23 protein-coding genes are annotated in these 20661 nt (G+C 27.5%); 20 read left to right on the top strand and 3 right to left on the bottom strand.

Going from position 1 to position 20661, the window contains the following annotated elements:
• Positions 1-3 precede the first annotated feature (3 nt).
• The 10 genes from LXD69_RS13330 (at position 4) to LXD69_RS13285 (ending at position 7756) form a co-directional block, all read left to right on the top strand.
• A complete protein-coding gene (locus LXD69_RS13330; protein WP_246915772.1) occupies positions 4-996 on the top strand; it encodes a polysaccharide deacetylase family protein in 993 nt (330 codons plus the stop codon).
• The gene (locus LXD69_RS13325; protein ID WP_246915771.1) at positions 996-2105 is read left to right on the top strand and encodes a GNAT family N-acetyltransferase; all 1110 of its coding nucleotides are present in this window, start codon (positions 996-998) and stop codon (positions 2103-2105) included. The genes LXD69_RS13330 and LXD69_RS13325 overlap by 1 nt, the downstream gene beginning before the upstream one ends.
• A gap of 327 nt (positions 2106-2432) precedes the next feature.
• Positions 2433-2996 (top strand): hypothetical protein, encoded by a 564-nt coding sequence (locus tag LXD69_RS13320; protein WP_246915770.1) that lies wholly within the window; start codon positions 2433-2435, stop codon positions 2994-2996.
• Between the two features lie 248 nt (positions 2997-3244).
• Positions 3245-4090 carry an alpha/beta fold hydrolase gene (locus tag LXD69_RS13315; RefSeq protein WP_246915769.1) on the top strand — a complete coding sequence of 282 codons (846 nt, stop codon included), beginning with the start codon at positions 3245-3247 and terminating at the stop codon, positions 4088-4090.
• On the top strand, positions 4091-4582 hold the full coding sequence (locus LXD69_RS13310; RefSeq protein ID WP_246915768.1) for an RNA polymerase sigma factor: 492 nt from the start codon (positions 4091-4093) through the stop codon (positions 4580-4582).
• Positions 4572-5123 (top strand): hypothetical protein, encoded by a 552-nt coding sequence (locus LXD69_RS13305; protein ID WP_045971359.1) that lies wholly within the window; start codon positions 4572-4574, stop codon positions 5121-5123. Before LXD69_RS13310 ends, LXD69_RS13305 begins: the two co-directional genes overlap by 11 nt.
• 267 nt (positions 5124-5390) lie before the next feature.
• Complete coding sequence (locus tag LXD69_RS13300; protein WP_246915767.1) at positions 5391-5756, top strand: nuclear transport factor 2 family protein; 366 nt, start codon at positions 5391-5393, stop codon at positions 5754-5756.
• 171 nt (positions 5757-5927) lie between these two features.
• Positions 5928-6395, top strand: a complete 468-nt coding sequence (locus tag LXD69_RS13295) for a DinB family protein (RefSeq protein WP_246915766.1) — start codon at positions 5928-5930, stop codon at positions 6393-6395.
• Positions 6396-6613: 218 nt separating this feature from the next.
• Positions 6614-7204 (top strand): HD domain-containing protein, encoded by a 591-nt coding sequence (locus LXD69_RS13290; protein WP_246915765.1) that lies wholly within the window; start codon positions 6614-6616, stop codon positions 7202-7204.
• Positions 7205-7228: 24 nt separating this feature from the next.
• Entirely contained in the window at positions 7229-7756 is a 528-nt protein-coding gene (locus LXD69_RS13285) for a GNAT family N-acetyltransferase (protein WP_246915764.1), read from the top strand.
• 296 nt (positions 7757-8052) lie between these two features.
• Here the strand turns inward: LXD69_RS13285 and LXD69_RS13280 are convergent, their stop codons facing one another.
• On the bottom strand, positions 8053-8466 hold the full coding sequence (locus tag LXD69_RS13280; protein WP_045967004.1) for a hypothetical protein: 414 nt from the start codon (positions 8464-8466) through the stop codon (positions 8053-8055).
• 374 nt (positions 8467-8840) lie between these two features.
• On the opposite strand from LXD69_RS13280, the gene LXD69_RS13275 reads away from it, so the two are divergent.
• The 9 genes from LXD69_RS13275 (at position 8841) to LXD69_RS13235 (ending at position 17865) form a co-directional block, all read left to right on the top strand.
• Entirely contained in the window at positions 8841-10052 is a 1212-nt protein-coding gene (locus tag LXD69_RS13275; protein ID WP_246915763.1) for a bifunctional alpha/beta hydrolase/OsmC family protein, read from the top strand.
• A 13-nt stretch (positions 10053-10065) separates the two neighbouring features.
• Positions 10066-10908, top strand: a complete 843-nt coding sequence (locus LXD69_RS13270; protein ID WP_246915762.1) for a helix-turn-helix domain-containing protein — start codon at positions 10066-10068, stop codon at positions 10906-10908.
• A gap of 80 nt (positions 10909-10988) precedes the next feature.
• Complete coding sequence (locus LXD69_RS13265; protein ID WP_246915761.1) at positions 10989-11537, top strand: carboxymuconolactone decarboxylase family protein; 549 nt, start codon at positions 10989-10991, stop codon at positions 11535-11537.
• A 74-nt stretch (positions 11538-11611) separates the two neighbouring features.
• Positions 11612-12058, top strand: coding sequence for a DUF417 family protein (locus LXD69_RS13260; RefSeq protein ID WP_045967000.1), 447 nt, complete (start codon positions 11612-11614; stop codon positions 12056-12058).
• Positions 12059-12519: 461 nt separating this feature from the next.
• A complete protein-coding gene (locus LXD69_RS18105) occupies positions 12520-12975 on the top strand; it encodes a c-type cytochrome (RefSeq protein WP_246915760.1) in 456 nt (151 codons plus the stop codon).
• An 84-nt stretch (positions 12976-13059) separates the two neighbouring features.
• Positions 13060-13236 (top strand): hypothetical protein, encoded by a 177-nt coding sequence (locus LXD69_RS13250; protein WP_246915759.1) that lies wholly within the window; start codon positions 13060-13062, stop codon positions 13234-13236.
• Positions 13233-14630 carry a class I SAM-dependent methyltransferase gene (locus LXD69_RS13245; protein ID WP_246915758.1) on the top strand — a complete coding sequence of 466 codons (1398 nt, stop codon included), beginning with the start codon at positions 13233-13235 and terminating at the stop codon, positions 14628-14630. The genes LXD69_RS13250 and LXD69_RS13245 overlap by 4 nt, the downstream gene beginning before the upstream one ends.
• Positions 14614-16059, top strand: coding sequence for a hypothetical protein (locus tag LXD69_RS13240; RefSeq protein ID WP_246915757.1), 1446 nt, complete (start codon positions 14614-14616; stop codon positions 16057-16059). Before LXD69_RS13245 ends, LXD69_RS13240 begins: the two co-directional genes overlap by 17 nt.
• A 324-nt stretch (positions 16060-16383) precedes the next feature.
• Positions 16384-17865: a S41 family peptidase gene (locus tag LXD69_RS13235; RefSeq protein ID WP_246915756.1), complete on the top strand. Its 1482-nt coding sequence runs from the start codon at positions 16384-16386 to the stop codon at positions 17863-17865.
• Between the two features lie 73 nt (positions 17866-17938).
• Here the strand turns inward: LXD69_RS13235 and LXD69_RS13230 are convergent, their stop codons facing one another.
• Together LXD69_RS13230 and LXD69_RS13225 are read right to left on the bottom strand one after the other, a co-directional pair.
• Positions 17939-18973: an RluA family pseudouridine synthase gene (locus LXD69_RS13230; RefSeq protein WP_045966996.1), complete on the bottom strand. Its 1035-nt coding sequence runs from the start codon at positions 18971-18973 to the stop codon at positions 17939-17941.
• A gap of 9 nt (positions 18974-18982) precedes the next feature.
• The gene (locus LXD69_RS13225; RefSeq protein WP_045966994.1) at positions 18983-19588 is read right to left on the bottom strand and encodes a PASTA domain-containing protein; all 606 of its coding nucleotides are present in this window, start codon (positions 19586-19588) and stop codon (positions 18983-18985) included.
• 96 nt (positions 19589-19684) lie between these two features.
• Between LXD69_RS13225 and LXD69_RS13220 the strand changes: the two genes are divergently transcribed.
• A complete protein-coding gene (locus LXD69_RS13220) occupies positions 19685-20656 on the top strand; it encodes a D-alanine--D-alanine ligase (protein ID WP_045966992.1) in 972 nt (323 codons plus the stop codon).
• The last annotated feature ends 5 nt before the right edge of the window (positions 20657-20661 follow it).

The following is a 20661-nucleotide window of genomic DNA, read 5'->3' as shown; positions in this document are numbered from 1 at the left end:
ATTATGGGAATAGTTAAGAACGCTTTGTATAAAGTATCAAAAAAAGGATTTTTGTCAACATTTAAAAAACAATCTATTTTTCCTTACTATCACTTAGTAAGAGATAATCAAGTTCCACACATAGAAAACTTATACGAATTTAAAAATAGCAAACAATTTTTAAATGATATAAATGTTTTAACTGCAAATTATAAACCTATAAGCCCTAATGATTTATTAGAAAATAAAAAGCTTGAAAATAATTTTTTAATATCATTCGATGATGGTTTAGAGGAAATTTATTCTGTCATTTACCCAATCCTAAAAAAGAATAACCTTACAGCAATATTCTTTATCAACCCAAATTTTGTAGACAATAACGAAGGATTATACAAACATTATATCAGTATCATCATTTCACATCTAAAGAAAAATAATTTTGAAAAATCAGTAGTAGACCAAATAAGCCAAATTTTATCTATTGAGTATACAACTATCGAAGAATTCAAACAAAAATTCATCAACATCAAATTTTCAGAAAGAGAAAAAGTAAATGAAATTTTAGAGCTGTTAACTATTGAAATCAAAACATTTCTAAAAGAGCACAAACCCTACGTTACAAAAGAACAAATACAGGAAATGATCAATGACGGTTTTTATTTTGGTGGCCATACAATGACACATCCACCGTTAAATCAATTAACACACGAGGAACAAAAAAAAGAAATAATCAATTCTATTGATTGGCTTAAGGAAAATTTCAAAATTGACTACTCTTTTTTTGCATTTCCTTTTTCAGACAAATCAATTTCAAAAAAATTATTAAACGAATTATTTGAGTATGACAATACGATAAGGATATTTGGGAATTCGGGTTTAAAAAAAGATATTGATAAAAGGATAATTCAAAGGTTTTCTTTGGAAAATCCCACAAAACAAGTAGAAAAACAAATTGTTACAGAAAACTTATATAAATTTTTCAATAAATTTATTGGTAAATACAACATTAAAAGATAATGATTGAAATAAAAAAAATTAATAAAAAAGACATTCCAGAACTATTGTCAGATAATCAGTTCTGGAACCATTCCTTTTTACCGATTAGTAAGCATCGGCTGTATGCGCATCATAAAAATCCAAATCTTGAAGACAATGATATAGTGTTAATACTATCTTATTTAAATAATGAATTAGTGGGCTACATGGGCCTGTTCATGGATAAAATAAACATCAACAATCGTTTAGAAAAAATTGGTTGGTTATCAACCTGGTGGGTACACCCAAAGACGAAAGGTACGGGAATTGGTCGTGAAATCTTAAATGCCATGTATTCAGAAAATAATGGTAAAATTGGTATTTCACAGTTCACGCCAAGCGCAAGAAGAGTTTACGATAAATCAGGGTATTTTACAACTTTAAAAGAAAACATTGGAATAAAAGCCGTTTTAAGAAGTAATCTTTCTTTTGTCATACCAACCCTTTTTCCCAAAACAAAAAGACTTTCATCTTTTTTTAATCAAATTGATCATTTTTTCAATTTTTTTATAAACATAAAGTTATACTTTCAAAAAATAATCCTTTCAGGAAAACTAACAGGTATATCTTTAGAGTATGTTAATATTATTGATGACGAAACTTTAAGCCTCATAAATCAATTTAATAAAAATGACATCTCAAATAAAGGCAAAGCCTTTTTTGAATGGCTAAAAGCATATAACTGGGTACAAAAGGCACCATTAATAAACCTAACAAACAAAATAAAATACGAATTTTCAATTTATGATAATGAATTTGAATTTTCATTAATTAAGATAATTGAAAAAAATGTTTGCATAGGTTTTGTTGTTCTGCAGAAAAGAAATTATGTCACAAAAGTGTTATTTACATATTATGATTTAAAAAATACAGCTGCTATTTCAAATATTATAAAACTACAGGCCGCTACACAAAACACTAGGGAAATAATCTGTTATGATGAAGCCATCTGCCACAACCTCAAAAAATCAAATTTGTTCTTGTACAAAAACAAAAAAATTAAACAATCTATTATTTCTAAAAAATTTAATAAAACCGATTTTAGTAATGTGAGAATGAATTTTGGAGATGGAGATTGTTCATTCGCATAGATAATAAAGGCTTCCTGTAACAGCGGTTTCAAGCCATAGCTAGTTTATCATTCTTGGAAAATACTCTGTTTACTCCTATTTCATCTTTTTTATAATATTTTTTGCTAAATTGCCGCTACGGTGTGAAGCCGCGGAACGTTGCCAGTCATTTAAGAAAACTGAAAAAATAAGTATTGATAACAGCGTGTATAGCTCATTGCGGTTTGCAATTCATTATATTTTGTTTTCAATAGAAAATCATAGCTGATTTTCCCGCAACGAGTCATACATTTCAATATTATAAAACATTTTAACAAAAATTGAGCTTAAAAACAAAAATCAAACCAAATGAGAAGAATCTTTTTAACTTTAATCTTTTGCGGGCTGACTTTTATAGCTAAAGCTCAAAACTCTAGTGTAGAAAAATCAACTTATGGAATCCAAACTGGTTTTCTTGGAATTTGGGTTCACAACGAATCGAAATTATCAAACTCGATAGCATTGCGGACTGAAATAGGATTTGACAGCGGAATTTGGGGCGGTGATTTTTACGATAAAACAGGTTTTTTAATGACACCGGTAATTACTGCGGAACCTCGTTGGTATTACAACCTGAACAAAAGAGAAAGTAAATCAAAAAAAATCGACGGAAATAGTGGGAATTTTGTGTCATTGAAAACAAGTTATCATCCAGACTGGTTTGTAATTTCAAATACAGACAATATAAATGTAATAAGTGACATTTCAATAATTCCAACTTGGGGAATACGAAGAAGCATCGGAAAACACTTCAATTATGAAGCAGGAATTGGGATTGGATATAGATACATTTTTGCTAAACAAGCTGGATTTCTTGAAAATGAAAATGAAGCAGCAGCGAATTTACATTTGAGAATTGGATACCGATTTTAAACAGAATAAAAACGTTATATAACAATAAGGTTATAAGTAATTGCTTATTCTCACCTACTTCTGAAAATCCTTGCGGATTTTCAGTTTGGTGTATACTTGCAAAATTAACCGCTAACCCACACCGTTACTTATAGCTGAGAAACGTTGTGTATTCCATGATAAAAAACTTCGCAGACAAAAAATAAAAAAGATAGAGATGTAACATTTTATAATTTCTGCATCTAAAGCTAAATTTAAATATAGAAATTATGAAAAATATTTTTTTAGTCCTAGCAATCCTTTTTTCTCTGTCAACTCAGGCACAAGAAAATAATCAACCCATTCATGTAAAAATTATAGGTAAGGGTAAGCCTATAATGTTAATCCCTGGCTTTACAGTACCAGGTGAAAGTTGGGACAGTATAGTTAATCAATTAAAAGACAATTACGAATGTCATGTGGTAACACTTGCAGGTTTTGGAAGAAAAAAAACAATAGATTTCCCTTGGTTACCAAAAGTAAATGAAGCTCTCGATAAGCATATAAAACAAAATCAATTGACAAATTTAACTGTTATTGGACATAGTTTAGGGGGAACAATTGCAATATGGCTTGCAAGCAGAGAAAACAATGAAATATCAAAAATTGTATTGGTAGATGCGCTTCCTGCCGCAGGTGCAATTATGATTCCAAATTTTAATCCTGAAAATTTAACCTATGACAGCCCTTTTAATAACCAACAATTGTCTATGAATGAGAATGATTTTGAACAGATGGCTCAGGGTATAGCAAAAGGAATGAGCCTAAATCCAGAAATTCAAAAACAAATTCAAAACTGGATAATTTCTGCGGATAGAAAAACCTATGTTTATGGATATACCGATTATCTTAAACTAGATTTGAGAGAGGATTTGAAAAATATTTCTATTCCTGTAACAATAATTGCAGCGGATAAACCATTTGGAAAAGAAATGGTTACAAAAACTTATCAAAGTCAATATGGTAATCTATCAAAATATGATTTGATAATTGCAGATAATACTGCACACTTTGTGATGTTCGACAAACCAGAATGGTTTATAGAACAAATTCAAAAGATTTTAGCATCAAATTAAATGAACCTAGAAAAACAATTCACAGAAATATATGAAGCACATGCTTCTAAAGTATTCCGATTGTGTTTGGGTTATGCCTCTGGTAATGAAGATTTGGCAAAAGAGTGGCAACAAGAAACTTTTATAAAAGTTTGGCAACACAGAAAAAGCTTTAAAGGAAAATCTTCCATAAGTACATGGATTTATAGAATTGCTGTCAATATATGTTTGGCTGATTTGAGAAAAACCAAACTACACACCCAAATTAGCGATAAACTGGTTGTTTCAGCTACTACAGAACCGGAATACACAAAAAAGGAAGAACAACTAGAACAAATGTACCATTGTATTAGTCAACTTACCCAAAACAACAAAACCATTATTTTAATGGAATTAGAAGAAATTTCTCAATTAGAAATTGCCGAAACCGTAGGTTTGACACACGGTACATTAAGAACTCGGCTAAACAGAATTAGACAATCACTTTTAAAATGTATTACAAATGGAAAATGATAAATTAACTCAGTTATGGAATCAGAACAAAAGTAATTTCACCATAGTATCTCCTGAAACCATTATCAAAAAAGCTAAAAAACAACGGTATGGACAATTTATAGCAATAACAGTTATGGCATTAACAGTCCTAATATTGTTAATCTATTCTATTTATAACATCAATAATCAATGGAATAATTTTACTTTTGGTCTTGTATTGATGATTTCTAGTCTAACTTTTCGCATTATTTTAGAATTCGCTTCACTTTATCAAAAAGAAAATCAATTAATTTCATTAGATAATGTATCGTTTAAAAAATATCTAAAAAGACATTACAAACTAAGATTGACCATAAACTATATAATTACACCTATCTGTTTTACTATATATGTTTTTGGATTTACAAAACTGTTGCCCTATTTTAAACGAGAGTTTTCTGAAGGGTTTTATATTTACATCCTAATCTCTGGAATTATATCACTTTTTATATTAGCAATAATTATTGCGAACAACATAATAAAAGAAAGTAATTTTTTAAAACAACTAAATATAAAGTAGCCTACTTAATTTAAATAACCGAAATAAAAAGTTTGTACTTTCCTTATCCTTACTTGCAAATTCATTTATTATTTCTAAATTTAAAGAATGAAATTTGCAAGTAACTTACATTAGTCTAAACCAAAAAGTTCGACATTCTTATTCCGATACTGCTCATACACACAACCGTTATAAACAAGTATGACTCATCCTGAAATAAAGCTACTTAATTTTTCATAATATAGTTTTAGCAAGGCATTAATTTTAAACAAATTAACACAATAAATTATGACAAAAGAGAAGCAAATAATTGAATGTGAAAACAGACTTTTAAAAGCAATGATATCTGGAGACATCAAAATTCTTGACGAACTTTTGCATGACAGCCTAATTTTCAATATCCCCACAGGACAAACAATCACTAAAGAAATGGACATCGAAAATTATCGTTCTGGTATTATAACTGTTTATGACATTTTGGCCACTGACCAAACAATAAAAATAATTGAAAATATTGCCACTGTTGCAGTTACTTTTCATTTAAAAACAAAATATGCTGACCAAATCATCGATGGAAAATTTAGATATTTACGAGTATGGAAACTATTTGATACTTCGTGGAAAATAATTGCAGGAAGTGGAATTCAAATTTAGCTATCCATCAACACTAAGACACAAAAAACGAGTTGAGTTACTAACAACTATTATGACGGAATTCGATAGTTTGATAAATACAAATAATGAGGTTAATTTAGTCTCAAACCATTTGTAACACCAGAACTTCGCCTGTAATGTGAAACAACAATATTCTAGAAAATAAAAGAAATGACGCAATCCGAACTTATAATTTTAAATTTTACAGAAATAAGAAGAAAAAGCATAAAACTTTGGACAGGACTTCCAAAAGATTATTACAATTGGAAACCTGATGAAAAAGCAATGACCGCGATAGAAATGATTAGACATGTTTTAGAAGCCGATTATGGGTGGAATATCATTATTAATAAAGGTAATATGACTAATTATAAAACACCTTGGAAAAATCGACCATTTATTAGCGTTGCTGATGAACTTGAATTTGCCGAATCTTATAGAAAAACATTTTTAGAAAGTGTTAGACAATTTTCGGATAAGGAATTAAACGAAACTGAAATCATTCATCCTGGAAATGGAGAAAAAAAAATCCTTGGAAAATATTTATTGCGGATTGGATATCACGAATCTGTTCACGCAGGACAATTCCTTTCATACTTAAGAGCTATGAAAATTAATAGACCTGAAATATGGGATTAAAAATATAAAACGATGTACAACAATAAGCTATAAATAATAGTTTTTTCTCTCCTACTTCTAAAAGTTCTTGCAAATTTTCTATTTCATTTTTATTTGCTAAATTAGGTGTTTAAATCAGATGGCTAATCTTATACAAGCACATTATGTGTAAGTTTCTTCTAAAATTCTACAAGTCGTTTTAATAAACATGATAGTAACAATTAAAAATTTATAGAACAATGCAAGTTGAAAATTTATTAAAACAAGTAAATTTTATCAAAGAAATTGATAAATTAAAATACATTCAACGTAAAACTAAATTGTTCAACAGTGATAGATGCGAAAATGACGCAGAACATAGTTGGCATTTAGCCATGATGACAATTGTTTTAGCAGAACATTCTGATAAACCAATTGACGTACTTAAAGTTGTAAAAATGGTTCTAATCCACGATATCGTAGAAATTGATGCAGGTGATACATTTATTTATGACACTACAAAAAACCATACAAATACAGAAGAAGAACTCATTGCCGCAAAGCGAATTTTCGGACTTTTACCCACAGAACAAGCAAAAGAATTTATCGCTATTTGGGAAGAATTTGAAGAAGGAATCACAAATGAAGCAAAATTTGCAAAATCAATGGACCGATTTGAACCACTGCTACAAAACGTCTCTAATAATGGTGGAACATGGGTAGAATTTAATGTCCCTTATCAAAAAGTTTACGATAAGAAGAAGGCAATTAAAAACGGTTCAACAGCCATCTGGAACTATGCCGAGAATTTAATTAATGAAAGTGTAGAAAAAGGAATTTTAAAAAAATAATTGACTTATAAAAAACCCAAACAAATGATAGAAACAGAAAGACTTATTTTAAAACCATTAACATATAATCAATTAGTAAAATATACTAAATGTGATAATTCATTAGAGGAAGAACTCAACTTAAATACAACTACAAGAGCAATTTCACCTGAACTAAAAGAAGCGTTTGAACAAACAATCCTTCCAAATGTAGCAGACTCAACTAAAAACTTTTTATATTCAACACTTTGGACCGCAATTTCAAAAGCAGATAACAAAATAATAGGAGATTTATGTATTATTGGAGAACCAAATACAAATGGCGAAATAGAAATTGGTTACGGTACTTATGATGAATTTCAGAACAAAGGATTTATGACAGAAATCGTAAGTGGTATGATTAAATGGACTAAAACACAGTCTAGTGTAAAATCAATACTAGCTTCTACAGACAAAACAAATACTGCATCATTCAAAGTTCTTGAAAGAAATAATTTTATTAAAGTTGGAGAAACAGAGACCTTGTTTAATTGGAAATTAAAAATGAATAGTCATATAATTACTTCATTATAAAAACGATAAATACATAACAAACCCTATTTGTTAGAAAAACTATCCAGAAAAGAAATTCTAAAAGTTAATACAGTTAGAGAAATTTAATCAAAGAAAAGGTTATGGATAAGCCAATTTGTCCTGCTTTATTGCAAAAAATAGAAGAATATAAACTGATCGTTATCAAGTAGCTACTACAAACGCTAAGACTGTACTACTTCCATAATCATCAATTTTAAAAAAGATTAACTACAGAAATTCATAAAAAAACCTCATTTTATATAAAACGAGGTTTTTTAATATTATAGCATTGTAATTTATTCTGACCAATATCTTAATGTTGCTACAACCCATCCTTCTGGTGTTTCGTTAGCAGCACTAACTTCTACAACCGCAGATGAAGCTCCATCAAAATATCCATCACGAGCATCAAATCTATACGTTCCTGCTGGAAGACTTTCGAAAAGACCTGGCTCATATTGAGAATCAAAAAAAGTTTCTCCTGTAGCTAAATTAGTAGCACCATATCCCGGTAATGTACTAGCAGGCACATCCTGACCTGTTCTCCAATCTACCAATTTAATGTACACATCAAAACTTGCTACTCTACTTGCAACTTTTTGATTTTCTACTTTAGCTTCTGTAGCCATTTCCTGAACACTGTCTTCTGTTTCACACGAAAAGAATAGACTTAATGCAGTAAGCATCAATACTTTTCCAATAAATTTCATTATTTGTATATTTAATTGTTTATATACTGCTAACTTATGAATTTTAAAATTAAAATCTATAATAGAATTATTAACAAAACATTATTAATAAATTAAAAAATTTCATTCATCCTGATTATAAAACACCAAAAAAGCTTTTTTATAATTTATTTTCTAAAAAAAATTAGATATAACTTATATTTAATGATATTTTTTCATCCATTTGAGTCTTAATAAGACAATATTAAAAATTAAAAAAATAGAATTATAAAATATACCTTAATTTAAAAGTAAAATGTATTATGCATTTATTCTCTTTTTTAGACAACCATACATTAGTTCTAATGCATTGATTTATTGAATATTTTTAGTATTTTTATGACAAACAGGATATTATGAAAAGTAACATTATTAGAATTCAAAATACTAAAGGATTTTTTTTAGAAGCCACTTTAGATTTACCAGCTAATCAAAAACCCAATTATTTTGCATTGTTCGCACACTGTTTTACATGTCATAGCAATTTTAATGCAGTTCGGAATATTAGTAAATCATTAACGGCAAATGGCTTTGGTGTAATTCGATTTGATTTTACAGGTTTAGGAAAAAGCGAAGGAGAATTTGCCGAAAGCCATTTTTCTGCTAATATTGAAGATATTATTACTGTTCACAACTATTTTAAAGAGCATTTTGAAGCTCCTTCATTACTTATTGGTCATTCCTTAGGTGGTGCTGCGGCTATTGTTGCTGCTTCAAAATTAACAGATATAAAAGCGGTAGCAACCATTGGAACACCTTCAAATATTGAACACACAAAAAAACATTTTATTACTCAGATAGAAGATCTAAAACCAAATGAAAAAGTTAAAGTTAACATTGGTGGCAGACCATTTTATATTGATAATGATTTTATCGAAGGATTCAGTACTATTAAGTTAAACGAAGTTATTCATTCGTTAAGAAAACCCATTCTAATTCTTCACAGTCCTATTGATACCATTGTGAGTATAAACAATGCTCATGAAATATATCATAATGCCATGCATCCTAAAAGCTTTATAAGCTTAAATAAAGCAGATCATTTACTTACAAATGAAAAAGATAGTCGTTATACAGGCAATTTAATAAGCAATTGGGTATTACATTATCTTCCCGAAAAAGAAAATATAATGCTTTCTACAGAAGGAGAACAAGTAGTAGGATATCTTAATTTAAATGAATATAATTTTACTACACAAATTCAAACTAATTCTCATAATTTAGTAGCAGACGAACCTGAAAGTTTTGGTGGTGATAATTTTGGACCTAGTCCTTATGAATTTTTAAATGCTAGTCTAGCAGCTTGTACTGCCATGACTTTAAAATTATATGCACAAAGAAAAAAATGGGATTTAAAAGAGGTATATGTCTACTTAACACATTCTAAAAAACACCTAGTAGATATGGATAATGAGCAACCTCAATATATTGATTATATAACTAAAAAATTAACTTTTGAAGGAAATTTAGACGAATCTCAAAGACTAAAATTAAAAGAAATAGCATCACGATGTCCTGTTCACAAAACATTAGTTTCATCAGTAGTAATTGAAACAGAACTTATATAAATAGTCTCTTTTTATGATTTATACTGGAAAAAACAATGAATACCTACATATTGAAACCATTGTTCAAGATAATTGTATTATACTAAAAGAACAAATTCCCGAATCTTTAATGATATTGTGGTTTACTTCTGATAATAATAATATAACTATTGACAATATTGAATTTAAAGCGAATAAAAGCACTATTATCTTTCTGACAGAATTTCATAAACTTGAAATAAACAAAATTAATGAAGTTCAACTTATTCGATTTAACAGAGCTTTTTTCTGCATTGCTAATCATGATAGTGAAGTAGGTTGCAAAGGAATTTTATTCTTTGGTGCTTCACAAGTTCCTGCATTTATGATTCCACCTGAAGAACTCGAAAAATTTACAATTCTATTGAGAATGTTTGAAATGGAACTCGATTCCAAAGATAACCTGCAATTAGAAATGCTTGAAGTAATGTTAAAACGTTTCCTCATTTTGTGTACTCGAATATATAAGGAGCAAAAACAAATCCCCAATTTTAAACAACTTGATATGATAAGGGAATTTAATTATTTAGTAGAGAAACATTTTAAATCGTATCACAGGTTAGCAGATTATGCTACATTAATGAATAAATCTTCTAAAACACTTTCCAATTATTTCTCAAAAGTGAGCGATAAAACACCACATCAATTAATTCAAGAACGAATTATGCTTGAAGCAAGACGTACTTTAATATATACTGATCTAAGTATTAAAGAGATTACTTATGAAATCGGTTTTGAAGACATTCAAACATTTAGTCGTTTTTTTAAAAACAATGAAGGTGTTTCGCCTTCAGAATTTAGAGAAAAATCCGTTATGGGAAAAATTGTTAACACCTAAGGATTTTACGTCTACTCCTAGCCTTGTTTTCTATCGCATCTTTGCAGTGTACATAATTAATAACATAAAAAAAGAATAATATGAACACTACAGATTTACAATTTTCGATTCCAACAAAGAATGAAGTTTCAAAAAACAATCAAGTTATTTTTAATAATTTAGAAAAAGGACTAGGATTTGTTCCAAATTTATATGCCTATTTTGCAAAAAATGATACAGCACTTGCCGATTATCTTGCTCTTCAAAATAGAAAATCTACATTAAAAGCAAAAGAAAGAGAAATTATTAATTTAATAACTAGCCAAATTAATGGATGTAGATATTGTCAATCAGCTCACACTGCTTTAGGAAAATTAAACGGTTTTACTGATGACCAAATAATTGAAATTAGACAAGGGAATATTCCTTTTGATTCAAAATTAAATGCCTTAGTTACTTTTACAAAAGCCGTTGTTGAGAACAAAGGAAATGTTTCAAATGAAATTAAAAATACTTTCTTTGAAGCAGGTTACACAGAATCAAACTTAATTGATGTGGTGATCATTGTAGGAGATAAAATCATTAGTAATTACATTCACAATCTTACTGGTTTTGCAATTGACTTCCCTTTAGCTCCAGAAGTAAAATAATAGAAAATCTAATAGTTGGGCGACTTTGTTGTCCAACTATAAAAAATCATTTAAAAAATACAAATCAAATACTTATGAAAAATATAAATATAGAAAAACTAGGATATACAATTGGTGTAATTGGTGTAGCAATAACTTTATTATGGATTGGACTATTTAAATTTACCCTTTTTGAAGCTAAAGCAATTGAACCATTAGTCGCAAATCATTTTGGAATGAATTGGTTATATTCCATTTTATCAGTGCAAGGAGTATCAAACTTAATAGGAATTTCAGAAATTATAATTGCCATTGGATTAATTGTCTCATTTTGGAATGTAAAAATTGGTAAGATAGCAGGTATAGCTTCTACTATTATTTTTATAACTACTTTAAGCTTTTTAGCTACTACTCCTGGTATTTGGAAAATGGTAGATGGATTTCCTGTAACCGAATTTTTCTTAGTAAAAGATATTCCTTTCTTAGCTATTTCACTTTTAGTGTGGGGAAAAAATCATAAAAAATTAAAGAATAAAGCCTAAAAAATAATTGTATAATCCTTCACTCAAAAACAACTAGAAAAATTGATATAAATGAATCAAAAGTAGATAAGATTATAAAAGAATAAAAACAATTCAATTCTTGAAGAAAGAATGTTTTAATCTGGATTTACCAAAAATGTAAAAATTATAAACCGTAACAAAACCATTTTCGCATCTAAAACTTATATTGAGAAGCTTACTGAAATAGACAATACATAAGTTGTAGCAGCTACAGAAGAAGATGTACTTGCTTGTTATGGAATTAGAGAATATCTAAAAACATACTGAAAAATAAAATTAAAAAATGTAAATTTGGAGTAATTAGAAATGATTACTCCTTTTTAAAGAAAACGTATCAGGATTGCAATTACAAGAAGAGAACTCAGAATTAGTTTGTCCTACTTGAAAATTAAAATATAAAGAAGTCTAAAATTATTTTCTATTATTAATACATAACAATATTGAAAATAGCACACATTACAAAATTCATAAATAAAATTATATTCTTATCTAGTTCTTTTCTAGCTATAACAATTGGTATTTCATATCTAATTTATAAAAATAACACTTCACATTATTTTGTTTGTGGAAATACAGAATCCACTATGATTTGTGGTACTATGTCACAAAATTACTCAGAAAATGCAATCAAAGGAAAAGAGTTATTTAACAGCAATTGTGCAGCTTGTCACAGTTTAGATAGAAACATGACTGGACCTGCACTTAGAAATTTACAATTAAAATATGAGAAATGTTCCGAAGAATTTTGGTTTCATTTTATTACAAAGGAAGATTCTTTAATCAAAATAAACAATTCAGATTTAAAATATTTAACCCAATATTCTGATTATGAATACAATCATAATTTTAATTTATCAAAAGAAGAATATGGATTTTTGTTAGACTATTTAGAATGAAGATTTTAAAAAGAGTAAACGAAATCATCATAATACGTTTATAGTATATAAAATCAAATAAATTAACTAAATTTGAAAAAAAAAATGTTTTCTTTATACTTTGACCCAGGAACTGGTGCTTTAATTGTTCAATTTATTGTTGGTGCAATAGCTGGTATTACTCTTTTTTATAAAACTTTAATAACAAAAATAAAATCATTTTTTGGAGTTAAAAATCATGGAAATGATGATTTTATGGATGAAACAGAAGATAACAAATGAATTCAAAAAGAATAACTTCTTCTTTTAGAGATCCTTCTGGATATGTTTTTCTTGATGAAGATTTAATTAAAAGAGTCATACATCCTATTTATTTTGAGCAATATAATAAGCTTACTGATAAAGGGTTTTATACTGAATTATTTAAAAAAAAATACTTAATCCCTCATTCAGAAATTTCTAAATCTAACAAAGAAATAATTATAAATGCAGAAAAAATTCCTTTTATTAGTTACCCATATGAATGGAGTTTTCTACAATATAAGCATGCTGCATTATTAACTTTAAAAATACAAAAACTTTGCCTAGAAAATAATTTTACATTAAAAGATGCATCAGCGTTTAATATTACTTTTCACAATGGAAAACCAATTTTCATTGATAGCTTATCATTTGATTTCTATCAAGAAAATAAACCTTGGCTTGCATATAAACAATTCATCACTCATTTTTTAGGTCCTTTAGTTTTAAGTCATTACTATGGATTAGATTTTCTAAAAACATTGTCTAGCGAAATTGATGGAATCTCATTAAAAAAACTTTCAAAATTATTGCCCATAAAAAGTTATTGTAGTCCTACAATTTTAACAAATATTCATTTATTAGCAAAATATGATACAAAATATGCTAAAACAAATAAAGAAGTTAAGAGCGTCACTTCAAAAAAATCTCAATTAAAATTAATAGATTCATTGTACATTTTTATACAAAACTTAAAACAAAAGAATCATACAGAGTGGGATAATTATTATAATCAAACTAATTATAATCAAACTTCTTATCAAAAGAAAAAGGATTTAACATATGAGTGGTTACAATCAATAAATGGTAAAAAAATTATTGATATTGGAGGGAATGATGGCACTTTTTCTAGAGAACTCTTAAATGATTTGGATTTTGCAATTGTCCCAGATATTGACCCAAATGCTGTTGAACAAAACTATAAAAAAATACTTAAAAATAAAGAGAAAAAAAATATTCCACTTGTTATTGATATTTTAAACCCTTCTTCTAACTATGGATTTAATAATCAAGAACGTTTTTCATTTATTAAACGAATAAAAACAACAAAATTAGACGGATGCTTGGCATTAGCAGTAATACATCATATTAGTCTTTCTGGGAATATTCCATTTCAAATGTCAGCTTCTTTTTTTGCAGAATTAGCGCCAGAATTACTTCTTGAATTTCCTACAAGAGAAGATTCATGGGTAAAGTTTCTTTTAGAAAGTAAAAGAGGTTTTAAAGAACATTTTCATTTTTATAATGAAACTAATTTTGAAAAAGAATATACAATTTATTTTGACATTATAAGAAAAGAATCGATTACTGAATCAAATAGAATTTTATATTTTTTAAAACGTAAAACATTTACTTTCAATGAGTTTGAAATCTAAATTTAGTGATTTTATACAAAATAAGAAAGAATATCCTCTTTTTGGAGGGATAATTATTGGTCTTTATGCTTTCTTGTTTTATTATTCAAATAATTTTGAAAATGCAAATTCCATTTCTCAACTTTTGTTTTTCATTGGATACTATATTTTAATTCCATCAATACTTTGCTTCTTTATTGATAAAATAATAATTAAAACAAGGTTTAGAAATAAAAGAAGACAAATTTTATTCATTATATTATCTTCATCCTTTACATTTTATATTGGACAGAACATCAACTTTCATCATACCTTTTATAAGATATTTCTAATTTTATTTGGATTAATAGTTCTTATTTCGTATAAAATAAATAATTATAAAATCATGCTTGTTATTGTCTCAATCATGTCATTAATCCCTTTATTTAAGATAGGAATAATCTTTTCTGAACTTTTTAATAACAATAATAACTGGACTATCCAACCAGATGAAATTGAAAAATGTCAATTTAAAAAGAGACCTAACATTTATTATATACAAATGGATGGATATACAAATCAATACAATTTAAGAAATCAAATCTATGATATAGACAATTCAGAATTTGATTCTTGGTTATCTGTAAATAATTTCACACACTATGAAAAATTTAGAAGCAATTATAGTACTACTCTAAAATCTAATTCTTCTTCTTTCATGATGAAACATCATTACTCAAAAGAGAAAACAGGATTTAAGAATGCAAGAGATTATATATTAGGAAATAATCCTACTTTAAACATATTTAAACAGAATAATTATAAAACCTTATTTATAACAGAAAGGCCTTATCTTTTATCAAATAGACCAAAAATAGAATTTGACTATTGCAATTTTAATTATAATGAAGTTCCGTATATAAGAGATGGATGGGGAATTTATAAAGAAATTTTTCCTGAATTAAAGAATCAAATTTTAAAAAATAAAGAAACTTCAAACTTCTACTTCATAGAAAGCTTTACACCGAGTCATATAGCTGTTCATAAAAACGGAAGTTTAGGGAAAGAAAAAGAAAGAGAAAAATATAAAGAAAAAATTAAATCCGCAAATCAATGGTTGAAAGAAACTATTACATTTATAAATAATAATGATTCCGAAGCAATTATAATAATAGCTGCCGATCATGGTGGATTTGTAGGATTTAATTACACATTAGAATCTATTAAAAAAACAGAAAATAAAATATTGTTAAATTCTATTTTTGGAGCAAAATTAGCTATTAAATGGAATAGTTTCGAAAAATCTCATACTCTATATGACAAAAAACTTAAGACCTCTGTAAATCTATTTCGTACACTATTCTCATATTTAAGCGAAAATAAAAATTTAATTAATAACTATCAAAAAGACGATAGTTATGCTGAATATGATAAAAATGATGATAGTAAAGTATATAAAGCTTTAGAATAGAACTATAAATCAAATCACTTTACAAAGAATACCTGTTAATAAAATCCTACTAATTACTTTCTCATATTCTTTCAAAATAGATAAGAATAAAGCAATCGAATTATTATATCAAAATAAATTGAAAAGCTATTTAAATTTTATTTATCTAATTATGAAAGATAGTTTACTTTACTACTCAAAAAAATTTCATAAATTTCTAAAAGGTACATTCTAGCCTAAGTAATTCTAAAAAAAGAGATTAATATCAATTCTCATTTGAAAAAATCAATATGATTTTAAACAATGGCCTAATTCTTGATAAAGAATAACCTTAAATTTTTTATCATGAAAAAAACAATCCTATATCTATTAATTTCAGTAAACTACTTCAACTTTAGTTTTTCACAAGAAAAGAAAGCTACAAAAGATCTAAAAAAAGATTTAGAAATAATTAGAGATATAACATTACAACTATCTACTAAATTAACTAAAGAAGATAAAATAAATTTAAACAACTTCTTTGAAGTTAAAGCATCAGAATTAAAAAAAGACTCATTAACCATTATAGATTTTTTTAATTTCATTTTTGATTCTAAAATCAATTCAAAATTTGATGAACATGCAGCATTCAATATTCCTGAAGATGTAATGATGCCATTTTTAAAGAACAATACTGTTTTTCCTATTCCTATAAAAGTAATAAATAAGAAACTAATTGTCAATTCTAAAAAAACAAGCATACCATATGGTAGTATTATAGAAAGCATTAATGATGTTAACATTTCAGATTTATATAAAAAATTAATGAGAGAAGGTGAACACGAAACATACGATTACAAAATGTTTGAAAGCCAATTTTCTTTAGTCTATTTATTACGAATTGGAAACCCAAATCAATTTAAAATTACTTATAGAAAATCATTGAATGATTCACAAATTTTAAAAACAACAATTGATGGAATTAAAATTGAAGATTACTTAAATGTTATGAATAATGAGAGAATTTATCCTTTACATAGAAAAGAACTAAGAAATCAAATCAACACTAATTATTTTACAGATTCAAATACATATTATCTACAATTCAATTCGTTTAACTGGATAGAAAGTGAAACAGAAAACTCTTATCTTGAATTTAATAAACTTTTAGATTCAACCTTTAATGATATAAAACATAAAAAAACGGAAAATTTAATTATAGATTTAAGATTCAATTCTGGCGGAAACATAGAAATACCTGCTTTATTATATTCTTATATTGCTAAATCTCCATTTATTGATAACGTAATAGGTAAAATTAATCATTTTAATTTCCCACATACTGAGCATATTATAGCAGCTAGTGAAGTAGTAATAGATGAAAACAATACATTACCTGGCTTTATTGAATATATAAAACAAGGAGCAGAAAAAATTGGAGATCAATACATCATAAAGTATATTGATAATAAAACTATAAACCCTAAAGAAAATGCTTTTAAAGGAAACGTTTATTTGTTAATAGGTGGAAATACAATATCTGCTTCAGCTTACTTTTCTTCTCAATTTAAATTAAATCAAAGAGGTGAAATTATTGGAGAACAAATAGGCGGTTCTCATCATGAAATAACAGCAGGTTACTCTCTTGAATATAAATTACCTACTTCAAATTTAACAATGACAATTCCTATACTTGTTTTATCGCTTTCAGACGAAGTTTACAAAAAAGTTCCTGAAAAAAAAATCACTCCTAATGTTACACTATCTGAAAAAACGCGATACAATTATTTTATAAAAGAAGAAGACCCTGAAATAATGGAAACATTAAAAATCATAAACAAAAAATAATTGTGTTTCAAATATGACACAAAAAAACATCGATTATAAAACGTTTTATAATCGATGTTTTTTGTCTTTTATATTATTCCTCAGTAAAAGTTTGTGCTTTAGAATACACTCTCCATTTTTCTATACATTCTTGCATATCAGTAGGAACTTCGGTATCAAAACGCATAAACTCTTTAGTTACAGGATGCTCAAACCCTAATGTCTTAGCATGTAATGCCTGCCTAGGTAACACTTTAAAACAATTATCCACAAACTGCTTATATTTTGTAAAAGTTGTTCCTTTTAAAATTAAATTACCGCCATAACGCTCATCATTAAACAAAGTATGGCCAATATATTTCATATGCACTCTTATTTGATGTGTTCTACCTGTTTCTAACTTACAAGAAACAACCGTAACATACCCTAAACGTTCTAAAACTTTATAATGCGTAACTGCTGGTTTTCCTTGTTCTCCATCAGGATAAACCGTCATTTGCATTCTATTTGTTGGATGTCTATCAATATTTCCTTCTATAGTCCCTTCTTCTTCCTTAATATCTCCCCAAACAATTCCTACATATTCTCTTTCTGATGTTTTAGCAGCAAACTGTTTCGATAAATAATCCATTGCAAGCTCAGTTTTAGCAACTACTAACAACCCTGAAGTATCTTTGTCAATTCTATGAACTAAACCAGGACGCTCAGAACTATTCATTGGTAAATTATCAAAATGATAAGCTAATGCATTTACTAAAGTTCCAGAATAATTACCATGACCTGGATGAACTACCATTCCTGCTGGTTTATTTACTACAATGAGTTGGTCGTCTTCATAAATAATATCTAAAGGTATATTTTCACCTACTAATAAATGTTCATAAGGTGGATGTTCTAACATTACAGTCACTACATCATCTGGCTTTACCTTATAATTTGATTTTACAACATTATCATTTACAAAAATATTTCCCGAATCGGCTGCTTTCTGAATTTTACTTCGTGTTGAATTTTCAATTAAATTCATTAAAAATTTATCAATACGCAAAGCTTGTTGTCCTTTTGACACCTCAAAACGATAATGCTCATGCAAATCGTCATCAATTTCCTCTACATTTTTATCACTCATAATCTTTTATTATATTGAATCGTTTTCTATAGATGGCATTTCTCCTAAATTTGTTCCATCAAAAACATCTTTTCCATCTCCTAAAACAAAATTAACCGTAGAATTCTTCTTTATCTTATCTCCTGCATTAAGATTTTTTCCTCCAGAAGAAATACTCAAAACAACATCTTTTGCAATATAATTTCGATACGTAACTCTTCCTTCTTTTAATCCTAATGACTTCAAATTAGCACTAATTTGACGATATGTTTTATCTTTAAATGGAGGCAATATAACTTCTGTAAAACCTCCAGAATTTATTTTAACATATATTTTTCTTCCATTTTTAACTGTTGTTGCCGCTCTAGGATCTTGTTCCACTACGGAATAAGGAGGCATATCTTTTCTATAATCTACTGTATCTAAAAGCAATAATTCTAGCCCTAATTCTTTTAATTTTTCATCTGCAATTGTAATTTGCATCTTAGACAAATCTGGAACTGTAATCTCTTCACCATGATTCGTTTTAAAATCTAAAAATTGTATTAATAAAAAACCTAATACAATTACTATAGTAAAAGCTATAGCTAATTGTATAAAAAACGATTTGCTCTTTAAAAAATGTATAACACTCATAATTTATAGTTATTTCAGCAAATATAAGAAATCGAAAAGATTTTTAGTTTGAATAAATAATGTAATTTTGTGGTCATACGATTAAAAATTATAAGAATGAAAAACGTTGCAATTATAATGGGTGGCTATTCAAGCGAATATAAAATCTCATTAACAAGCGGTGGTGTTGTATATAATAATTTGAACAAAGAAAAATATAATGCATTCCCAATACATATCTTAAAAGAAAAATGGGTTTGTGTAAAAGAAAATATTGAATATCCTATTGATAAAAACGACTTTACTACTACAATTAATGGTGAAAAAATATTTTTTGATGTGGTTTTTAATGCGATTCATGGTACACCAGGTGAAGATGGATTAATGCAAGCCTATTTTGAGTTATTAAAAATGCCTCATACATCTTGCGATTATTATCAAGCAGCTCTAACCTTTAACAAACGTGATTTATTATCTGTTTTAAAACCATACGGAATAAAAACAGCTACTTCGCATTATTTAAATTTAGGTGATGAAATAAATGTTGATGAAATTTTAAAAACCATTGGATTACCTTGCTTTATTAAACCAAATAAATCAGGATCAAGTTTTGGAATTTCAAAAGTAAAAACAATTGAAGAATTTTTACCTGCAATTGAAATAGCCTACAAAGAAGATAATGAAATTATTATAGAAAGTTTTTTAGATGGTACTGAAGTTTCTGTAGGTGTTATCAAGTACAAAGGAGAGACCAAAGTATTACCTATAACCGAAATTGTATCTGACAACGATTTCTTTGATTATGAAGCCAAATATTTAGGGCAATCACAAGAAATTACTCCTGCAAGAATTTCTGACGAATTGAAACATAAAATAGAAACTGTTGCAAAAAAAGCGTATGAAGTTCTAAAAATGAAAGGCTTTTCTCGTAGTGAATTTATCATTGTTAACAATGAACCTCACATGCTAGAAATGAATACTGTTCCTGGACTAACTAATGAAAGTATTTTACCTCAACAAGCTAATGAAGCTGGAATTTCATTAGCCCAACTTTTTGAAAATGCTATTGAAGAAGCCTTAAAAAATTAATTAAA

Source organism: Flavobacterium sediminilitoris, from assembly GCF_023008245.1.
In the GTDB taxonomy this organism is placed as follows: Bacteria; Bacteroidota; Bacteroidia; order Flavobacteriales; family Flavobacteriaceae; genus Flavobacterium; species Flavobacterium sediminilitoris.
Note: the sequence above shows the minus strand (reverse complement) of the source record. Positions and strands in the feature narration are given on the sequence as shown.